The following is a 17,124-nucleotide window of genomic DNA, read 5'->3' as shown; positions in this document are numbered from 1 at the left end:
ATTAAAACCCCGCAGTAGAGTCCAGCGGAAAGTTATGGGATGATGATGCCGTTTTTTCAGGGGGCAGGATGGGTAAACTAACGCTGCTGTTGCTGGCTTTGCTGGTCTGGCTGCAATATTCGCTGTGGTTCGGTAAGAACGGGCTCCACGACTATAGCCGGGTAAGCGATGACGTCGCGGCACAGCAGGCAACAAACGCCAAACTTAAGGCGCGTAACGATCAACTTTTTGCTGAAATTGATGACCTCAATGGCGGCCAGGAGGCGATTGAGGAGCGCGCACGCAACGAACTCAGTATGACTAAGCCGGGCGAAACGTTTTATCGTCTGGTTCCGGATGCGTCTAAACGCAATCAGGGCTCCGCACAAAACAATCGATAATCAGGCCCAGGATTACGACATGGCAGCAACTTTTTCGGACGTCTGTGCCGTGGTGCCGGCCGCAGGTTTTGGCCGGCGCATGCAGACAGAATGTCCAAAGCAGTATCTCTCAATCGGTGATAAAACGATCCTCGAGCACGCCGTGGCGGCGCTGCTGGCGCATTCTCGGGTGAAGCACGTTGTTATTGCCATCAGCCCCGGCGACGCGCGTTTTGCGCAGCTTCCGCTGGCAAACCATCCTCAGATTACGGTTGTTGACGGCGGCACCGAGCGGGCCGACTCCGTTCTGGCGGGCATTCAGGCTGCCGGAAACGCGCAGTGGGTACTGGTTCACGATGCCGCGCGCCCCTGTCTGCATCATGACGATCTGTCGCGTCTGCTGGCGCTGAGCGAAACCAGCAAAGTGGGCGGCATTCTGGCGGCCCCGGTGCGTGACACCATGAAGCGTGGCGAACCGGGCAAGCCGGCGATCGCGCATACCGTCGAGCGCGTCGATTTATGGCACGCACTGACGCCACAATTTTTCCCCCGCGAATTACTCCACGACTGCTTAACGCGCGCGCTTAAAGAAGGTGCGACCATTACGGACGAAGCCTCGGCGCTGGAGTATTGCGGTTTTCACCCCGAACTGGTTGAAGGGCGCGCTGATAATATAAAAGTGACGCGCCCGGAAGATTTACGGCTCGCGGAATTTTATCTTACCCGTACGACCCATCAGGAGAAGGCATAATGCGTATTGGACACGGTTTTGATGTACACGCCTTTGGAGGCGAAGGCCCAATTATCATTGGCGGCGTGCGCATTCCTTACGAAAAAGGTCTGCTGGCGCATTCTGATGGCGACGTAGCGCTGCATGCGCTCACCGACGCGCTGCTGGGCGCCGCCGCGCTGGGCGACATCGGCAAGCTGTTCCCGGACACCGATCCCGCTTTTAAGGGCGCGGACAGCCGCGAACTGCTGCGCGAAGCCTGGCGCCGTATTCAGGCCAAAGGCTACACCCTCGGCAACGTTGACGTGACGATTATCGCCCAGGCGCCGAAAATGCTGCCGCATATTCCGCAGATGCGCGTGTTTATCGCCGAAGATCTGGGCTGCCATATGGACGACGTTAACGTTAAAGCGACCACCACGGAGAAGCTGGGCTTTACCGGCCGCGGTGAAGGCATCGCCTGTGAAGCCGTGGCGCTGCTGGTAAAGGCGGCCAAATGACGGATTTCGACAATCTGACGTACCTGCACGGTAAGCCGCAGGGCAATGGCCTGCTGAAGGCCAGCCCGGAAGATTTCGTGGTGGTGGAAGACCTCGGATTTGAGCCAGACGGCGAAGGCGAGCACATCCTGGTGCGGATCCTGAAAAACGGCTGCAACACCCGATTCGTGGCCGATGCGCTGGCAAAATTCCTCAAAATCCATGCTCGCGAGGTGAGCTTCGCCGGGCAGAAAGATAAGCACGCCGTCACCGAACAGTGGCTCTGCGCCCGCGTGCCCGGCAACGGGATGCCCGATTTAAGCCAGTTTGAGCTTGAGGGCTGTAAGGTGCTGGAGTACGCCCGCCACAAGCGCAAGCTGCGCCTGGGCGCCCTGAAAGGCAACGCGTTTACCCTGGTGCTGCGCGAAGTAACCGACCGCGAAGACGTTGAAAAACGCCTGAAGGCTATCGGTGAACGCGGCGTGCCGAACTACTTTGGCGCGCAGCGCTTCGGCATCGCTGGCAGCAATTTGCAGGGCGCGCTGCGCTGGGCGCAAAGCGATGCGCCGGTGCGCGACAGGAATAAACGCAGTTTTTGGTTGTCGGCGGCCCGCAGCGCGTTGTTTAATCAGATGGTGAGCGAACGGCTGAAAAAACCGGACGCGAATCAAGTTGTTGTCGGCGATGCGCTACAATTAGCGGGACGCGGAAGCTGGTTTGTGGCAACGGCCGAAGAGATGGCCGATGTCCAGTCGCGCGTGGACGCTAAAGCGCTGATGATTACCGCAGCCCTGCCGGGCTCCGGCGACTGGGGAACCCAGGGCGAGGCGCTTGCCGCCGAGCAGTCAGCGGTGGCGGATGCGCCGGAATTACAATCCTTGCTGGTGCGGGAAAAGGTTGAGGCGGCACGCCGTGCGATGCTGCTCTACCCGCAACAGCTGAGCTGGAACTGGTGGGATGACGTAACCGTCGAGTTACGCTTCTGGCTGCCGGCAGGTAGCTTTGCCACCAGTGTTGTCAGGGAACTTATCAACACGTCGGGTGATTATGCGAATATTGCTGAGTAACGATGACGGGATCCACGCGCCAGGTATTCAGACGCTGGCGAAACACCTTCGCGACTTTGCGGACGTGCAGGTCGTGGCTCCCGATCGTAACCGCAGCGGCGCGTCTAACTCATTGACGCTGGAGTCTTCACTTCGCACCTTTACCTTTGAGAATGGCGATATTGCCGTGCAGATGGGGACGCCGACCGACTGCGTATTTCTGGGCGTGAATGCGCTGATGCGCCCGCGACCGGATGTTGTGGTCTCCGGCATCAATGCCGGACCAAATCTTGGCGATGATGTGATTTACTCTGGTACCGTGGCCGCGGCGATGGAAGGCCGTCACCTGGGGTTCCCGGCGCTGGCGGTCTCGCTAAACGGCCACACGCACTATGACACCGCCGCCGCGGTGACCTGCTCAATTCTCCGCGCGCTTGGCCGCGAGCCGCTGCGTACCGGACGCATCCTAAATATCAACGTGCCGGATCTCCCCCTGAATGAAATTAAGGGGATCCGCGTCACGCGCTGCGGCAGCCGCCATCCCGCCGATCAGGTCATTCCGCAGCAGGATCCGCGGGGCAACACCCTGTACTGGATCGGCCCTCCGGGAGATAAATGCGATGCGGGGCCAGACACCGACTTCGCCGCGGTGGACGAAGGCTACGTTTCCGTTACGCCACTGCACGTGGATTTAACCGCCTATAGCGCGCATGATGTGGTGTCGGACTGGTTAGATCGGGTCGGAGTGAACGCGCAATGGTAAGTAAACGTGTACAAACTCTTCTGGAACAACTACGCGCTCAGGGGATCGCTAATGAGCAGGTGCTGAACGCGCTCGCTCAGGTTCCCCGTGAGAAGTTTGTAGATGAGGCGTTTGAACACAAAGCGTGGGAAAACGTGGCGCTACCCATCGGGCAAGGCCAGACGATTTCGCAACCCTACATGGTGGCGCGCATGACGGAGCTTCTGGAGCTAACGCCGGAATCCCGCGTGCTGGAAATTGGCACCGGTTCAGGCTATCAAACCGCGATCCTGGCCCATCTTGTGCACCATGTCTGTTCCGTTGAGCGGATTAAAGGCTTGCAGTGGCAGGCGCGTCGTCGCCTGAAACAGCTTGATTTACATAATGTATCGACACGTCACGGTGATGGATGGCAAGGTTGGCAGGCTCGCGCCCCGTTTGATGCCATTATCGTAACGGCTGCCCCACCTGAAATTCCCGTGGCGCTTCTGTCGCAGCTGGATGAAGGGGGGATCCTTGTTTTGCCCGTGGGGGATGAGCAGCAGCTTTTGAAGCGCGTTCGTCGACGCGGCGGCGAGTTTATTATCGATACCGTAGAAGCCGTGCGCTTTGTGCCCCTGGTTAAGGGCGAACTGGCCTGAGACTCGGATTTTTCCAGGGTTATTAAGGCAAATTCAGCGTATGGTGTGGCGCGATAGGTTCGTGCCATCACGGTTATTTTTAAGTCACTGGTAGTTAACACATTCCTGGGGGATAAATGAGCGCGGGAAGCCCAAAATTCACCATCAGCCGTGTTGCGGCATTATCACTGGTTTCGCTCTGGCTGGCAGGCTGTACAAGTTCGAATAACGCGCCTGCGCCCGTCAGTTCCGTCAATGGAACCAGCGGCTCGGGTAACACGTCCAGCGGAATGTTGATCACGCCTCCGCCTAAAATGGGGACGTCGGCGGCGCAGCAAACACCACAGATCCAGCCAGTTCAGCGTCCGGTCACGCAGCCTACACAGATTCAGCCAGTGGAACAGCCTGTTCAGACCGAAAATGGCCGCATAGTGTATAACCGCAAGTATGGGAACATTCCGAAAGGTAGCTATACCGGCGGCAGTACCTATACCGTGAAGCGCGGCGATACGCTGTTCTATATCGCCTGGATCACCGGGAACGATTTCCGCGATCTGGCACAGCGAAACAACGTCCAGGCCCCGTATGCTCTGGAAGTCGGGCAAACGCTTCAGGTTGGCAACGCGACGGGTACACCGCTCACGCCAGGGAACACCGTTTCAGCCGCTGACGTGACCGCTCAAAATAACAGCGTTACTCCTGCACAAAAAACCACCACGGTAGTTGCTTCACAACCTGTAATTACGTATTCTGAGGATTCAGGTGATCAGACTGCTAACAAAATGTTGCCGAATAATAAAGGTACTGCGACTGTTGTCACAGCACCGACTACGGCACCTGTGGTTAGCTCTACTGTACCGACTGCAAGCAGTCAGAATGCCAGCTCGTCAATTAATACCTGGCGCTGGCCAACTGACGGCAAGATTATCGAGAACTTCGCTACCTCTGAGGGTGGGAACAAAGGGATCGATATCGCAGGCAGTAAAGGACAGGCAATCATCGCGACCGCTGACGGACGCGTTGTCTATGCCGGTAACGCACTGCGCGGTTACGGTAATCTTATTATCATCAAACATAATGATGATTACCTGAGTGCCTACGCCCATAACGACACGATGCTGGTCCGGGAACAACAAGAAGTTAAGGCGGGGCAAAAAATCGCTACCATGGGTAGCACCGGAACCAGTTCTACACGCTTGCATTTTGAAATTCGTTACAAGGGGAAATCCGTAAACCCGCTGCAATATTTACCGCAGCGATAAATTGACGGGGCATGCCAGCCAGGGTGTCTCGTTCAGGGATCACGGGTAGGAGCCACCTTATGAGTCAGAATACGCTGAAAGTTCATGATTTAAATGAAGACGCGGAATTTGATGAGAACGGAGCAGAGGCTTTTGACGAAAAAGCCTTAGTAGAAGAGGAACCCAGTGATAACGATTTAGCTGAAGAAGAGCTGTTATCGCAGGGTGCCACACAGCGTGTGCTGGACGCGACTCAGCTTTACCTTGGGGAGATTGGTTACTCCCCACTGCTAACGGCCGAAGAAGAAGTCTATTTCGCACGTCGTGCTTTGCGTGGTGATGTTGCCTCGCGTCGTCGCATGATCGAAAGTAACCTGCGACTGGTCGTGAAAATTGCCCGCCGTTACGGCAATCGTGGTCTGGCTCTGCTGGATCTGATTGAAGAGGGCAACTTAGGTCTCATCCGCGCAGTTGAGAAGTTTGACCCGGAACGCGGGTTCCGTTTCTCAACCTACGCGACCTGGTGGATTCGTCAGACCATCGAACGGGCAATTATGAACCAGACCCGTACGATTCGACTGCCGATTCACATCGTCAAAGAGTTGAATGTTTATCTGCGTACCGCGCGCGAGTTGTCCCATAAGCTGGACCACGAGCCAAGTGCGGAAGAGATTGCAGAGCAACTAGACAAACCGGTTGATGACGTAAGCCGCATGCTGCGTCTCAACGAGCGCATTACCTCCGTTGACACCCCGCTGGGTGGCGACTCCGAAAAAGCGCTGCTGGACATCCTGGCCGATGAAAAAGACAACGGCCCGGAAGACACCACGCAGGACGATGACATGAAGCAGAGCATCGTCAAATGGCTGTTCGAACTGAACGCCAAACAGCGTGAAGTGCTGGCACGTCGTTTCGGTTTACTGGGGTATGAAGCTGCGACACTGGAAGACGTCGGCCGCGAAATTGGCCTGACCCGTGAACGTGTTCGTCAGATTCAGGTAGAAGGTCTGCGCCGCCTGCGTGAAATTTTGCAGGGGCAAGGTCTGAATATCGAAGCGCTGTTCCGCGAGTAAGCACCCTTTCGTCAAAAAAGGCCCGTCGTGAGACGGGCCTTTTTCTTATGCGCTACGGCTGTGCCGTTTCATGCAGCAGACGCCAGGTTATCACAGCGCCTTCCTGATTAAGCACGGCGGTTGACCAGCGCACGTTTACCGGATGATCCGGGCGGGTCTGCGTTTCACGGTAATGAAGTACCGCGCCGTTGTCCCAGGTTTGTCGCGTGGTAAGCTCGTCAATCACGATCTTCAGGCCGGGGCGGCTACCGCCCTGGCTCGTAAAGAAAGCCGCCAGCCCCGCGTAGTCCAGGTGAGCGCCGCCTGGGGTAACCATTAAAAAATCCTGCCGGAAACGGGCAAGCAGGGCGTCATAATCCCCTTCGCTGCGGCTTAACCAGCTTTCTATTGCGACGTGCGCGTCGATAATCTCTTTCTCAAAGTGGGTCACGGTTTCTCCTTCGTCATCATTTTGCCGATCAGGGCCGCAAACTGCTTGCGTTCATCAGCCGTCAGCCGTCCCAGGAACGCTTCATCCACGCCGTAACTTACCGGTTGGGAGCGTTCAAGCAGCGCCTCGCCTTCAGGGGTCAGAAAGACAAACCGGCGGCGTTTGTCCGCGGGATCGTGCTCGCGTTTTACCAGCCCACGCTTCTCCATGCGGCTAAGCATTTCCGCCAGCGTCGCTTTCGTGCTGACAGCCACTTCGGTTAACGCCACCTGTTCAATGCCCGGGTGCTCGGCAATTGAGCGCATAACCGCGTACTGCGGCTTGGTCAGCTCCGGTAAGGCATGCTGCCACTGCGCGGTATGCTGTTGAAAAAGCTGACGTAACAGGTGAAACGCTTCTTGTCTCAGTTCCATGAACGCTCCGGTGGAAAAATTCTCCCTCTATGATAGCCCCTATTGCGCTGGATTATAACGCGGCGATTTTTAGCAATTAGTGTGATCGTGTACGAACAATCTTGTCAGAAAAACGATGGGGGAGTACTTTAACGATAATGTTCGTGTACGAACAAATTCATTGAGGTGCTGAATGCGATTAATAGTGGGAATGACGGGGGCGACGGGCGCGCCGCTGGGCGTGGCGTTGCTGCAGGCGCTGCGGGAAATGCCGGAGGTCGAAACCCATCTGGTGATGTCGAAGTGGGCGAAAACAACTATTGAACTGGAAACGCCGTTTACCGCGCAGGACGTTGCTGCCCTGGCAGACGTTGTCCACAGCCCGGCCGATCAGGCTGCCACCATTTCTTCCGGCTCGTTTCGCACCGACGGCATGATCGTTATCCCGTGCAGCATGAAAACGCTGGCGGGGATCCGCGCGGGCTATGCCGAAGGGCTGGTAGGCCGTGCGGCAGACGTTGTGCTGAAAGAGGGACGCAGGCTGGTGCTGGTCCCCCGCGAAACGCCGCTCAGCACTATTCATCTGGAGAATATGCTCGCGCTTTCCCGCATGGGCGTGGCGATGGTGCCGCCCATGCCTGCCTATTACAACCACCCGCAAACCGCTGATGACATCACCCAGCATATCGTGACCCGCGTTCTGGACCAGTTTGGTCTGGAACACAAAAAGGCGCGCCGCTGGAACGGTCTGCGGGAGGCAAAACATTTTTCACAGGAGAATCACGATGGCATTTGATGATTTGAGAAGCTTTCTGCAGGCCCTCGACGCGCAAGGGCAACTGCTTAAAATTGAGGAAGAGGTGAACGCCGAGCCGGATCTGGCGGCAGCCGCCAACGCGACCGGACGCATTGGCGAAGGGGCTCCCGCGCTGTGGTTTGACAATATCCGCGGGTTCACCGATGCCCGAGTAGTGATGAATACCATCGGCTCCTGGCAAAACCACGCCATCTCTCTGGGGCTGCCCCCAAACACGCCGGTGAAAAAGCAGATCGATGAATTTATCCAGCGCTGGGATAAATTCCCCGTTACGCCTGAGCGGCGCGCGAATCCGGCATGGGCGGAAAATACGGTGGACGGTGAAGATATCAACCTGTTCGATATTTTGCCCCTGTTCCGTCTGAACGACGGCGACGGCGGTTTTTATCTCGATAAAGCGTGCGTTGTCTCGCGCGATCCGCTCGACCCGGATAACTTCGGCAAGCAGAACGTCGGGATCTACCGCATGGAAGTGAAGGGCAAGCGCAAGCTCGGCCTGCAGCCGGTGCCGATGCACGATATCGCGCTGCATCTGCACAAAGCGGAAGAACGGGGCGAAGATCTGCCCATTGCCATTACGCTGGGTAACGATCCGATCATCACCCTGATGGGCGCCACGCCGCTGAAATACGATCAGTCCGAGTACGAAATGGCCGGCGCGTTACGCGAAAGCCCGTATCCGATTGCCACCGCGCCGCTCACCGGGTTCGACGTGCCGTGGGGGTCGGAAGTGATCCTGGAAGGGGTGATTGAGAGCAGAAAACGTGAAATTGAAGGGCCGTTCGGCGAGTTTACCGGGCACTATTCTGGTGGACGCAACATGACGGTCGTGCGCATTGATAAAGTCTCCTATCGCACCAAACCCATTTTCGAATCTCTCTACCTGGGGATGCCGTGGACTGAGATTGACTATCTGATGGGGCCGGCCACCTGCGTGCCGCTCTACCAGCAGCTGAAGGCGGAATTCCCGGAAGTGCAGGCGGTGAACGCCATGTACACCCACGGGCTGCTGGCGATCATCTCCACTAAAAAGCGTTACGGCGGGTTTGCCCGCGCCGTCGGGTTACGCGCCATGACCACGCCACACGGCCTGGGCTACGTGAAAATGGTGATCATGGTGGATGAAGATGTCGATCCGTTCAACCTGCCGCAGGTGATGTGGGCGCTGTCATCGAAGGTGAACCCGGCAGGGGATCTGGTGCAGTTGCCGAACATGTCGGTGCTGGAGCTTGACCCCGGATCCAGCCCGGCGGGGATCACTGACAAACTGATCGTTGATGCCACCACGCCCGTTGCCCCGGACAACCGTGGCCACTACAGCCAGCCGGTACAGGATCTCCCTGAAACCAAAGCCTGGGCCGAGAAGCTGACCGCGATGCTGGCGGCACGTCAATAAGGAGGAAAAGATGATTTGTCCACGTTGTGCCGATGAGCATATTGAAGTGATGGCAACATCACCGGTGAAGGGTGTCTGGACGGTATACCAGTGCCAGCACTGTCTTTATACCTGGCGCGATACCGAGCCGCTGCGCCGCACCAGCCGGGAGCACTATCCCGAAGCGTTCCGCATGACGCAGAAGGATATTGACGAGGCGCCGCAGGTGCCAACCGTTCCACCGTTGCTATAAGCAAAACGGCAACTTACGTTGCCGTTTTCGTGCTTACACCCTCTTCCGTGGAAGAGGGATGGGTAATGGCGTCAGCGGAGCCTTAAACCAGGCTCTTCAACCGATAAATCCACTCCAGCGCCTGGCGCGGGGTCAGTGAATCCGGATCGAGGTTCTCCAGCGCTTCAACGGCCGGAGAAGTCTCTTCTGGCTGCGCCAGCAGCGACATCTGCGTGCCATCGATCTGCGTTGCTGCCGCATTCGGTGACAAGCTTTCCAGCTCGCGCAGCTTCTGACGCGCGCGTTTAATAACCTCTTTCGGCACGCCCGCCAGCGCGGCAACGGCCAGACCATAACTCTTGCTTGCCGCACCGTCCTGCACCGTGTGCATAAAGGCAATCGTATCGCCGTGCTCCAGCGCATCAAGGTGGACGTTAGCCACGCCTTCCATTTTCTCCGGTAGCTGCGTCAGTTCGAAGTAGTGGGTGGCGAAGAGGGTCAACGCTTTGATCTTATTCGCCAGGCTTTCCGCACAGGCCCAGGCCAGAGACAGGCCGTCATAGGTGGAGGTACCGCGTCCCACTTCGTCCATCAGCACCAGGCTGTTCTCTGTCGCGTTATGCAGGATGTTGGCGGTTTCGGTCATCTCTACCATAAAGGTTGAGCGACCGCTTGCCAGATCGTCCGCCGCCCCCACGCGGGTGAAGATACGATCGATTGGCCCAATTTCCACCTTCTGTGCCGGAACGTAGCTGCCGATATAGGCGAGCAGGGCGATAAGCGCCGTCTGGCGCATATAGGTACTTTTACCGCCCATGTTAGGGCCGGTAATGATCAGCATTCTTCGCTGCGGTGAAAGGTTAAGCGGATTGGCAATGAACGGTTCATTCAGTACCTGTTCAACCACCGGGTGTCGGCCTTCGGTAATGCGAATCCCGGGTTTGTCGGTAAAGGTCGGACAGGCGTAATTCAGCGTCTCGGCGCGTTCGGCCAGGTTCACCAGAACATCCAGCTCCGCCAGCGCGGCGGCACTAAGCTGCAGGTCCGCCAGGTGCGGCATCAGCATGTCGAACAGCTCGTCATACAGCTGTTTTTCCAGCGCCAGCGCTTTCCCTTTCGAGGTAAGCACTTTGTCCTCGTACTCTTTCAGTTCGGGGATAATGTAGCGCTCGGCATTTTTCAGCGTCTGGCGACGAACGTAGTGAATAGGTGCCAGGTGGCTCTGCCCGCGGCTGATTTGAATATAGTAGCCGTGCACCGCGTTATAGCCCACCTTCAGGGTGTCGAGCCCCAGACGCTCACGCTCGCGGATTTCCAGCTTATCCAGATAGTCCGTTGCGCCATCGGCCAGCGCGCGCCATTCGTCCAGCTCTTCGTTGTAGCCCGGGGCGATGACGCCGCCATCGCGCACCAGAACCGGAGGCGCGTCTATGATGGCACGTTCAAGCAGTTCGCGAAGCTCGGTAAACTCGCCCATCGTCTCGCGCAGCTTCTGCACCGGCGCGCTGTCGACCTCGCCCAACTGAGCGCGCAGTTCCGGCAGCTGCTGGAAAGCGTGGCGCATACGGGCCAGATCGCGCGGGCGCGCGGTGCGCAGCGCCAGGCGCGCCAGGATACGCTCAAGATCGCCCACCTGGCGCAGCACCGGCTGCAGCTCGGTATAACGATCCTGTAAAGCGGCGATGGTTTGCTGACGGCTGATAAGCGTTTCGGTATTGCGAACCGGCATATGCAGCCAGCGCTTGAGCATACGGCTGCCCATCGGGGTAACCGTGCTGTCGAGAACCGACGCCAGCGTGTTTTCAACGCCGCCAGCGAGGTTTTGCGTGATCTCAAGGTTACGGCGCGTGGCGGCATCCATGATGATGCTGTCCTGCTGGCGCTCCATGGTAATCGAACGGATATGGGGCAGGGCGGTACGCTGCGTATCTTTGACATACTGCAACAGGCAGCCCGCCGCACACAGCCCGCGCGGTGCGTTTTCCACGCCGAAGCCAATCAGGTCCCGCGTGCCGAATTGCAGGTTCAGCTGCTGGCGCGCGGTATCAATTTCGAACTCCCACAGCGGACGGCGGCGCAGGCCGCGGCGGCCTTCAATCAGAGCCATCTCCGCGAAATCCTCGGCGTATAGCAACTCTGCCGGGTTGGTGCGCTGAAGTTCGGCCGCCATGGTCTCACGGTCGGCAGGTTCACTCAGGCGAAAACGACCGGAGCTGATGTCCAGCGTGGCGTAGCCAAAGCCTTTACCATCCTGCCAGAGCGCCGCCAGCAGGTTATCCTGGCGCTCCTGTAACAGGGCTTCATCGCTGATGGTACCCGGCGTGACGATACGCACCACTTTGCGCTCGACCGGCCCTTTCGAGGTCGCCGGGTCGCCAATTTGTTCGCAGATAGCGACGGACTCACCCTGGTTCACCAGCTTCGCCAGGTAGTTTTCAACCGCGTGATGCGGAATGCCCGCCATGGGAATCGGCTCGCCTGCCGACGCACCGCGTTTCGTCAGGGAAATGTCGAGCAGCTGGGACGCGCGTTTCGCATCGTCGTAAAACAGCTCGTAAAAATCGCCCATGCGGTAAAAGAGCAGGATTTCCGGATGCTGCGCTTTCAGCTTCAGGTACTGCTGCATCATTGGCGTGTGGGCGTCAAAATTATCGATTGTGCTCATGGAATTCTGATATCCATTTCTTTGAAAGTATTACGTTTTGAGCGGCTTAAGGCCGTTAATTACCCCTATTGTCGCATGAAAAAATAGCGCAGCGCAGAAAAATGTCACGACTTTACGAGGCACCTTCCGGTATGAGTTCAATAACGATCTTGCCGTGCTCGACCCCTACCCGAACCTGGGAGTTTGTGCAAAACCCGGCTTCTTCAAGCCAGTCACCTTTTAAGCTCAGCGCGGCATGCACGCTGTAGCGCCTGGGGATTTTGGTTTTGCGGTCTTCATGTCTTTTTCTGAAGTAGCCAACTTTTAAGTGACGATACGGTTTGGTGATAGCCATTCCTTGCATAGATCCTCCGGTAACTGTTGGCAACGTGTGTTCAGACTGCCTGTATAAAATAACAGTAAAAACGCGTCAGGAAAGAGCGAAGACTGGAAGGCGCCTTCAGAAAACAGAATGCAACGACTGAAATCCCATTCTTAAAATGGTATTCTGAATGCGTGTTATTGAGGGGGGGATGAAAATGGCGGGGAAACGCATTGCGCGCGAAAAAGAGACGATCGCGAAAATGATCGCCCTGTATGAAAAAAACTGTCCGCAGGCGGTAAAGGATGAAGGTCATTATCAGGCGCTGAATGCCTACGCGGATAAGCGCCTGGATAAATGCGTCTTTGGTGAGGAAAAACCCGCCTGCAAACAGTGCCCGGTGCACTGCTATCAGCCCGCCAGGCGTGAGGAGATGAAGCAGGTGATGCGCTGGGCGGGGCCACGAATGCTATGGCGTCATCCGATTCTGACTCTTCGCCACCTTATTGACGATCGCCGTCCGGTTCCGGAACTGCCAGAAAAGTATCGACCTAAAAAATAGGCGCTTCAGCGCCGCAGCGGGCGGCAAATCATGCTCAGCGCGACCGCGCTGCACAGTGGAAACACCGCCAGCAGCAGCCACGGGTAAATGGCCTCCGTCGAGGGCACCAGCGCCTTGTCCAGCAGGCTGCCTAAACCTAAATTCCCCACCAGCACCGCGATGCCGCCGGCTGTTGAGAGTGCGCCATAGTGCGCTCCAAGCGTTGACTCCTCGGCAAAGCGCGGGATCAAATCTTTAGCCGACGGCACCAGCAGCATTTGTCCGAGCGTCAGCAGCGTGACAAGGCTTGCAGAGGGCAGCAGGCGCAGCCAGCCCTCCGGCGGCTCCGTCGCGGCAAAGAGCGCCACGCTTGCAAACGAGGCGGAAAGCAGCAAAAAGCCCACCGGTAAGATCCGGACCGCGCCGACTTTTCGGGCGAAACGGGCAAGGGGCAACTGCAGAACAATAATCAGCACCGAGGCCAGCATAAACAGCGGCCCCAGATCTTTTTCGTTCCCGCCGGCGCGCTGGATCTCCACCGGCAGCGCCAGATAGAGCTGGTTATAGCTTAACAGCCACGAACTGTAGGCGATGATAAAGGCGACGAAACGCGGCTGGCGGAACGTCGTCCACCAGGGCAGAATTTTCAGCGGCTTCGTGCTGCGGTGCGCCGCGGGCAGGCAGAAAAAGAGCACCACGAGCGCAACGATAAATATTCCCGCCCCCGCGAGCGCAACCTGGCGGAAACCCAGCCCCGTCAGCAGCGCACCCATCACCGGGCCAAGCACGGCGCCGAGTTCCCCACATACCGCAAACAGCGCAAACCACTCCGCGCGGCTGCGTTTACCCTTTGCCTCACTTTGCGTTCCCGCTTTTGCCAGCAGGGCCTCTATCGACGGTGAGAACAGCGCGCCGCCAACGCCCGTCAGACAGGCCCCCAAAATGATGGGCCACAGGGATTGCCCAAAGGCCAGCAGTAAATACCCCACCACGCGGACGATGCAGCCGCTGAGGATCACGCTCTTCGCGCCAAAGCGGTCTGAAAGCGCGCCGCCAACAATAAACATCCCCTGCTGGGAAAAGGTGCGCAGCCCAAGCACCAGCCCAATCAGCCCGCCGGAGAGCAGCATATCGTCACGCAAGAAGATCGCGAGGAAGGGGACGACCGCGTAAAAGCCAATGTTAAACACGAACTGGCTGCCCAGCAGAACGGGCGGCCAGAGCGTGGTGGCAGTGCGAAGGGGCATCATTTTAATTCACCCTACACGATGAAATGTATGTGTTTTTTCCCGTGGAAAGGGGAGATCTCGATTTTGGTTTTGACTCTGAAGACGTCCCAGAGCAGCTCCTCGGATAAGATCTCTTGCGGGGTGCCTGTCGCCACGATTTGCCCTTTCTGCATCACGATCAGCGAATCGCAAAACATAGACGCGTGGTTGAGATCGTGAATGGCCACGATGCTGGTTACCGGCAGCTCGCTGATGAGATGCATAAGCTGTATCTGATGATGAATGTCCAGGTGGTTGGTCGGTTCATCCAGCAGGATTTCGGTTGGCGCTTGCGCCAGCGCGCGGGCGATATGCACCCGCTGACGCTCGCCGCCGGATAAGCTTAGCCAGCCCTGTTCGCTGCGGTCCAGCATATCCACGCGTTGCAGGGCGGCAGTGACGGTTTCGTCATCCTGTGCGCTCCAGTTTGAGAAGGGCGAGTGGTGCGGAATGCGCCCCAGCCTGACCACGTCACGCACGCGCATGTTGGCATCGGTCATCCCGTGCTGTTCAACAAACGCCACGCGGCGCGCCAGCTGCTTTTTGGCAATACGGGCAATGTCCTGCCCGTCCAGCGTGATGCGTCCGGCATCCGGGCGACGCAGGCCCGCCAGAATGCGCAGCAGAGAGGATTTGCCGCAGCCGTTAGGACCAAGCAGACCCACCGTTTCGCCCCGGGAAACCGTCAGCGAAACATTATTCACAATGATCTTTTTACCTACCTTCCAGGTGATGTTGTCGGCGCAGATGCTCATTACTTATTCCTTGAGCGGTAGATAATAACGGCGAAGAACGGTACGCCAACCAGCGCGGTAACGACCCCAACCGGCAGGCTTTGCGGTGCAATCAGCATCCGCGAGGCTATGTCGGCCAGCACCATCAGGATCGCCCCCGCCAGCGCGCTGGCAATCAGCAGCGTGCGGTGCAGCGGCCCGAAGAGAAAACGCATGACGTGCGGCACGACCAGCCCCACAAAACCAATCGAGCCCGCCATGCTGACGATGGTCGCGGTGATGAGGGCGGTGGTGGTAAATAAGGCCAGGCGCACCCAGGGCACCGCAATGCCCAGCGAGGCGGCGGCATCATCACCAAAGGTAAAGGCGTCCAGCGCGCGGGAATAGTAAAGGCAGACGGCAAGACCCGCCAGCACGACCACCAGCGCCAGCTGGAATTCCGGCCAGCGGACGCCGCTAAAGCTGCCCAGCAGCCAGAACATGACGTCGCGCGCCTGCTGCGCGCTGGCAGAGGTGCTGATGGTATAGGCGGTAATGGCGTTAAACAGCTGGGAAGCGGCCACGCCCGCCAGTATGGTGCGCTCATTGCCGCCGCGCGCGCCATTGGTCAGGAAGGCGACGAAGGCAAAGGCCGCAAACGCGCCGGCAAACGCGCCCGCAGAGAGCGATACCGCTCCGGTGCCAAGACCCAGTACCACGACCGACACCGCTCCGGTTGAGGCCCCCGCCGACACGCCGAGCACGTAAGGTTCCGCCAGCGCGTTCTTCAGCAGGCTTTGCAGCACGGCCCCGCAAATGGCTAACCCGGCCCCGCAGCACGCGGCCACCAGCGCGCGGCTGAGGCGAAAGTCCCAGATGACGCTCTCATAGATGCGGTTGAGGGGAACGTCGGTCAGCCCCAGCTTATTGCCGATGGCGTAAAACACGTTATTCAGCGGGATAGCGAGCTCACCGACGCTGACGCCAAGGGCGATGACAAGAAACAGCAGCGCCACGGCAAGCAGGCATGATGTGGTCAGGAGCACGCCCTGCCGCATCTGGAGAACGGCTGAGGACATCAGTTCAGTCCCAGCTTTCTGAGCTGTTCACCGACCTGCTCGGCGCCGTAAAGCGTGCGGATCGTCGGGTTCATGGCCTGGCCGTCCATCACCACAATGTGGCCCTTCTTCACCGCGTCCAGCTGGCTGACGGCAGGATCGCTTTTCAGGAATTTAATTTTTTCTTCGGCGTTGTCCAGCGCCCAGCGGTTACGATCGAGGCTTGAAACCACAATCACGTCCGGGTTAGCGGCAATAATGCTTTCCCAGCCCACGGTCGGCCATTCGGTCTCGGAGGTAATGGCGTTGTGGCCGCCCAGCACGTTAGCAATAAAGCCGGAGGCGCTGTTTTTACCGCCTACATAGGCGTCAGCCGAAGGCGAGGAGCTTGAGAACCAGAAAACAAAGGAGAGGTCTTTTTTGTTTTTGCCAAATTCCTGGCGCAGGTCCGCCTCACGCTTTTTAAAGTCGGCGATCACGGCCTGGCCGCGAGCTTCCACGTTGAAAATCTTAGCGAAATCTTCAATCTCTTTATAAAGGTAGGTCATGTCCCACAGCTTCTGGCGGCTGCCGTACATGTCGCCTGCGGCTTTTTTAGTGGCGCACATGCCCGGGGACAAGTAGCTGTTTACCCCAACGGTTGCCAGATCCTCACGCTTTGCGACCTTACTTTCAGGCCCGAGCAGCAGCGGTAGTTGTGCAGGTACAAAGTCAGGGTTTTGCGCAAGGATGGATTCCAACGTAGGAATTTCAACGGTGAGCGTTTTGATTTTGGCGTTCTGCCCGGCCAGCTGCGGCAGCACTTTGGTCGGCCAGAAGGCGCTGGCTTTCACCTTATCTTCCAGACCCAGCAGCAGCAAAATCTCAACGGTGTTCTGCCCCAGGGCCACGACGCGCTCGGGCGCGCGGGTAAACGTCTCTTTATAGCCGCAGTTTTCAATGGTCAGTGGATACGTCGTTGCCAGAGCCGAGCTGACCGACGCAACCGCTAGGCCTAACGCGCAGAGAACCTTTTTCATTAAACGCTACCCTTCACAAGAAT

21 protein-coding genes are annotated in these 17,124 nt (G+C 57.9%); 12 read left to right on the top strand and 9 right to left on the bottom strand.

All coding sequences use genetic code 11. The annotated features are described in order from the left end of the window. Positions 1–68: 68 nt before the first annotated feature. From ftsB to OWK27_RS14140, 6 genes are read left to right on the top strand one after another with little or no spacing between them, the layout of a single operon-like run. Positions 69–380: a cell division protein FtsB gene (gene ftsB, locus OWK27_RS14165; protein ID WP_003862095.1), complete on the top strand. Its 312-nt coding sequence runs from the start codon at positions 69–71 to the stop codon at positions 378–380. A 19-nt stretch (positions 381–399) separates the two neighbouring features. Further along, entirely contained in the window at positions 400–1,110 is a 711-nt protein-coding gene (gene ispD, locus OWK27_RS14160) for a 2-C-methyl-D-erythritol 4-phosphate cytidylyltransferase (RefSeq protein WP_148421225.1), read from the top strand. After that, a complete protein-coding gene (gene ispF / locus OWK27_RS14155) occupies positions 1,110–1,589 on the top strand; it encodes a 2-C-methyl-D-erythritol 2,4-cyclodiphosphate synthase (RefSeq protein WP_006811766.1) in 480 nt (159 codons plus the stop codon). Before ispD ends, ispF begins: the two co-directional genes overlap by 1 nt. Next, positions 1,586–2,635: a tRNA pseudouridine(13) synthase TruD gene (gene truD / locus OWK27_RS14150; protein WP_148421227.1), complete on the top strand. Its 1,050-nt coding sequence runs from the start codon at positions 1,586–1,588 to the stop codon at positions 2,633–2,635. The genes ispF and truD overlap by 4 nt, the downstream gene beginning before the upstream one ends. Next, complete coding sequence (gene surE, locus OWK27_RS14145) at positions 2,616–3,377, top strand: 5'/3'-nucleotidase SurE (protein WP_148421230.1); 762 nt, start codon at positions 2,616–2,618, stop codon at positions 3,375–3,377. The genes truD and surE overlap by 20 nt, the downstream gene beginning before the upstream one ends. Beyond that, positions 3,371–3,997, top strand: a complete 627-nt coding sequence (locus tag OWK27_RS14140) for a protein-L-isoaspartate(D-aspartate) O-methyltransferase (RefSeq protein WP_148421232.1) — start codon at positions 3,371–3,373, stop codon at positions 3,995–3,997. The genes surE and OWK27_RS14140 overlap by 7 nt, the downstream gene beginning before the upstream one ends. 94 nt (positions 3,998–4,091) lie before the next feature. Here OWK27_RS14140 and OWK27_RS14135 read toward each other — a convergent pair whose 3' ends face one another. Continuing rightward, on the bottom strand, positions 4,092–4,232 hold the full coding sequence (locus tag OWK27_RS14135; protein WP_227009712.1) for a peptidase: 141 nt from the start codon (positions 4,230–4,232) through the stop codon (positions 4,092–4,094). On the opposite strand from OWK27_RS14135, the gene nlpD reads away from it, so the two are divergent. After that, the gene (nlpD, locus tag OWK27_RS14130) at positions 4,165–5,238 is read left to right on the top strand and encodes a murein hydrolase activator NlpD (RefSeq protein ID WP_242173206.1); all 1,074 of its coding nucleotides are present in this window, start codon (positions 4,165–4,167) and stop codon (positions 5,236–5,238) included. The two genes, OWK27_RS14135 and nlpD, sit on opposite strands and share 68 nt — an antisense overlap. A 59-nt stretch (positions 5,239–5,297) precedes the next feature. Continuing rightward, entirely contained in the window at positions 5,298–6,290 is a 993-nt protein-coding gene (gene rpoS, locus OWK27_RS14125; protein ID WP_013098493.1) for an RNA polymerase sigma factor RpoS, read from the top strand. A gap of 52 nt (positions 6,291–6,342) precedes the next feature. Here the strand turns inward: rpoS and OWK27_RS14120 are convergent, their stop codons facing one another. After that, positions 6,343–6,720 carry a DUF4440 domain-containing protein gene (locus OWK27_RS14120; protein WP_267590622.1) on the bottom strand — a complete coding sequence of 126 codons (378 nt, stop codon included), beginning with the start codon at positions 6,718–6,720 and terminating at the stop codon, positions 6,343–6,345. Next, positions 6,717–7,133: a MarR family winged helix-turn-helix transcriptional regulator gene (locus OWK27_RS14115; RefSeq protein ID WP_148421238.1), complete on the bottom strand. Its 417-nt coding sequence runs from the start codon at positions 7,131–7,133 to the stop codon at positions 6,717–6,719. The genes OWK27_RS14120 and OWK27_RS14115 overlap by 4 nt, the downstream gene beginning before the upstream one ends. A 172-nt stretch (positions 7,134–7,305) precedes the next feature. Here OWK27_RS14115 and OWK27_RS14110 point away from each other — a divergent pair, with 172 nt between their 5' ends. Genes OWK27_RS14110 through OWK27_RS14100 form a run of 3 tightly spaced genes read left to right on the top strand, consistent with a single transcriptional unit; the run spans position 7,306 to position 9,557 of the window. After that, a complete protein-coding gene (locus tag OWK27_RS14110; protein ID WP_148421240.1) occupies positions 7,306–7,908 on the top strand; it encodes a non-oxidative hydroxyarylic acid decarboxylases subunit B in 603 nt (200 codons plus the stop codon). Then, complete coding sequence (locus tag OWK27_RS14105; RefSeq protein WP_267590621.1) at positions 7,898–9,325, top strand: non-oxidative hydroxyarylic acid decarboxylases subunit C; 1,428 nt, start codon at positions 7,898–7,900, stop codon at positions 9,323–9,325. The genes OWK27_RS14110 and OWK27_RS14105 overlap by 11 nt, the downstream gene beginning before the upstream one ends. Positions 9,326–9,335: 10 nt before the next feature. Then, positions 9,336–9,557, top strand: coding sequence for a non-oxidative hydroxyarylic acid decarboxylases subunit D (locus OWK27_RS14100; protein ID WP_148421244.1), 222 nt, complete (start codon positions 9,336–9,338; stop codon positions 9,555–9,557). An 82-nt stretch (positions 9,558–9,639) separates the two neighbouring features. On the opposite strand, the gene mutS is transcribed toward OWK27_RS14100, so the two are convergent. Continuing rightward, positions 9,640–12,201, bottom strand: a complete 2,562-nt coding sequence (gene mutS / locus OWK27_RS14095; RefSeq protein ID WP_267590620.1) for a DNA mismatch repair protein MutS — start codon at positions 12,199–12,201, stop codon at positions 9,640–9,642. Between the two features lie 112 nt (positions 12,202–12,313). Then, on the bottom strand, positions 12,314–12,544 hold the full coding sequence (locus OWK27_RS14090; RefSeq protein ID WP_242171143.1) for a SymE family type I addiction module toxin: 231 nt from the start codon (positions 12,542–12,544) through the stop codon (positions 12,314–12,316). 175 nt (positions 12,545–12,719) lie between these two features. On the opposite strand from OWK27_RS14090, the gene OWK27_RS14085 reads away from it, so the two are divergent. Then, positions 12,720–13,064 carry a nitrous oxide-stimulated promoter family protein gene (locus OWK27_RS14085; protein ID WP_023314731.1) on the top strand — a complete coding sequence of 115 codons (345 nt, stop codon included), beginning with the start codon at positions 12,720–12,722 and terminating at the stop codon, positions 13,062–13,064. Positions 13,065–13,069: 5 nt separating this feature from the next. On the opposite strand, the gene OWK27_RS14080 is transcribed toward OWK27_RS14085, so the two are convergent. Genes OWK27_RS14080 through OWK27_RS14065 form a run of 4 tightly spaced genes read right to left on the bottom strand, consistent with a single transcriptional unit; the run spans position 13,070 to position 17,101 of the window. After that, the gene (locus OWK27_RS14080) at positions 13,070–14,290 is read right to left on the bottom strand and encodes an MDR family MFS transporter (RefSeq protein ID WP_420712970.1); all 1,221 of its coding nucleotides are present in this window, start codon (positions 14,288–14,290) and stop codon (positions 13,070–13,072) included. A gap of 14 nt (positions 14,291–14,304) precedes the next feature. Continuing rightward, entirely contained in the window at positions 14,305–15,066 is a 762-nt protein-coding gene (locus OWK27_RS14075) for an ABC transporter ATP-binding protein (protein WP_267590619.1), read from the bottom strand. Beyond that, complete coding sequence (locus tag OWK27_RS14070) at positions 15,066–16,103, bottom strand: FecCD family ABC transporter permease (RefSeq protein WP_148421270.1); 1,038 nt, start codon at positions 16,101–16,103, stop codon at positions 15,066–15,068. Before OWK27_RS14070 ends, OWK27_RS14075 begins: the two co-directional genes overlap by 1 nt. After that, positions 16,103–17,101 carry an ABC transporter substrate-binding protein gene (locus OWK27_RS14065; protein ID WP_242171152.1) on the bottom strand — a complete coding sequence of 333 codons (999 nt, stop codon included), beginning with the start codon at positions 17,099–17,101 and terminating at the stop codon, positions 16,103–16,105. Before OWK27_RS14065 ends, OWK27_RS14070 begins: the two co-directional genes overlap by 1 nt. Between the last annotated feature and the right edge of the window lie 23 nt (positions 17,102–17,124).

Origin of the sequence: Enterobacter cloacae complex sp. 2022EL-00788, assembly GCF_026627565.1 — a bacterium.
Taxonomy (GTDB): domain Bacteria; phylum Pseudomonadota; class Gammaproteobacteria; order Enterobacterales; family Enterobacteriaceae; genus Enterobacter; species Enterobacter pasteurii.
The sequence above is the reverse complement of the archived record's forward strand: the minus strand, read 5'-3'. Positions and strand labels throughout refer to the sequence as shown.

Excerpts from the sequence above, each read along its gene's own strand:
- ftsB (WP_003862095.1), top strand. The coding sequence starts at position 69 with ATGGGTAAACTAACGCTGCTGTTGCTGGCTTTGCTGGTCTGGCTGCAA.
- ispD (WP_148421225.1), top strand. The coding sequence starts at position 400 with ATGGCAGCAACTTTTTCGGACGTCTGTGCCGTGGTGCCGGCCGCAGGT.
- ispF (WP_006811766.1), top strand. The coding sequence starts at position 1,110 with ATGCGTATTGGACACGGTTTTGATGTACACGCCTTTGGAGGCGAAGGC.
- truD (WP_148421227.1), top strand. The coding sequence starts at position 1,586 with ATGACGGATTTCGACAATCTGACGTACCTGCACGGTAAGCCGCAGGGC.
- surE (WP_148421230.1), top strand. The coding sequence starts at position 2,616 with ATGCGAATATTGCTGAGTAACGATGACGGGATCCACGCGCCAGGTATT.
- OWK27_RS14140 (WP_148421232.1), top strand. The coding sequence starts at position 3,371 with ATGGTAAGTAAACGTGTACAAACTCTTCTGGAACAACTACGCGCTCAG.
- rpoS (WP_013098493.1), top strand. The coding sequence starts at position 5,298 with ATGAGTCAGAATACGCTGAAAGTTCATGATTTAAATGAAGACGCGGAA.
- OWK27_RS14115 (WP_148421238.1), bottom strand. The coding sequence starts at position 7,133 with ATGGAACTGAGACAAGAAGCGTTTCACCTGTTACGTCAGCTTTTTCAA.
- OWK27_RS14110 (WP_148421240.1), top strand. The coding sequence starts at position 7,306 with ATGCGATTAATAGTGGGAATGACGGGGGCGACGGGCGCGCCGCTGGGC.
- OWK27_RS14105 (WP_267590621.1), top strand. The coding sequence starts at position 7,898 with ATGGCATTTGATGATTTGAGAAGCTTTCTGCAGGCCCTCGACGCGCAA.
- OWK27_RS14100 (WP_148421244.1), top strand. The coding sequence starts at position 9,336 with ATGATTTGTCCACGTTGTGCCGATGAGCATATTGAAGTGATGGCAACA.
- mutS (WP_267590620.1), bottom strand. The coding sequence starts at position 12,201 with ATGAGCACAATCGATAATTTTGACGCCCACACGCCAATGATGCAGCAG.
- OWK27_RS14090 (WP_242171143.1), bottom strand. The coding sequence starts at position 12,544 with ATGCAAGGAATGGCTATCACCAAACCGTATCGTCACTTAAAAGTTGGC.
- OWK27_RS14085 (WP_023314731.1), top strand. The coding sequence starts at position 12,720 with ATGGCGGGGAAACGCATTGCGCGCGAAAAAGAGACGATCGCGAAAATG.
- OWK27_RS14080 (WP_420712970.1), bottom strand. The coding sequence starts at position 14,290 with ATGCCCCTTCGCACTGCCACCACGCTCTGGCCGCCCGTTCTGCTGGGC.
- OWK27_RS14075 (WP_267590619.1), bottom strand. The coding sequence starts at position 15,066 with ATGAGCATCTGCGCCGACAACATCACCTGGAAGGTAGGTAAAAAGATC.
- OWK27_RS14070 (WP_148421270.1), bottom strand. The coding sequence starts at position 16,103 with ATGTCCTCAGCCGTTCTCCAGATGCGGCAGGGCGTGCTCCTGACCACA.
- OWK27_RS14065 (WP_242171152.1), bottom strand. The coding sequence starts at position 17,101 with ATGAAAAAGGTTCTCTGCGCGTTAGGCCTAGCGGTTGCGTCGGTCAGC.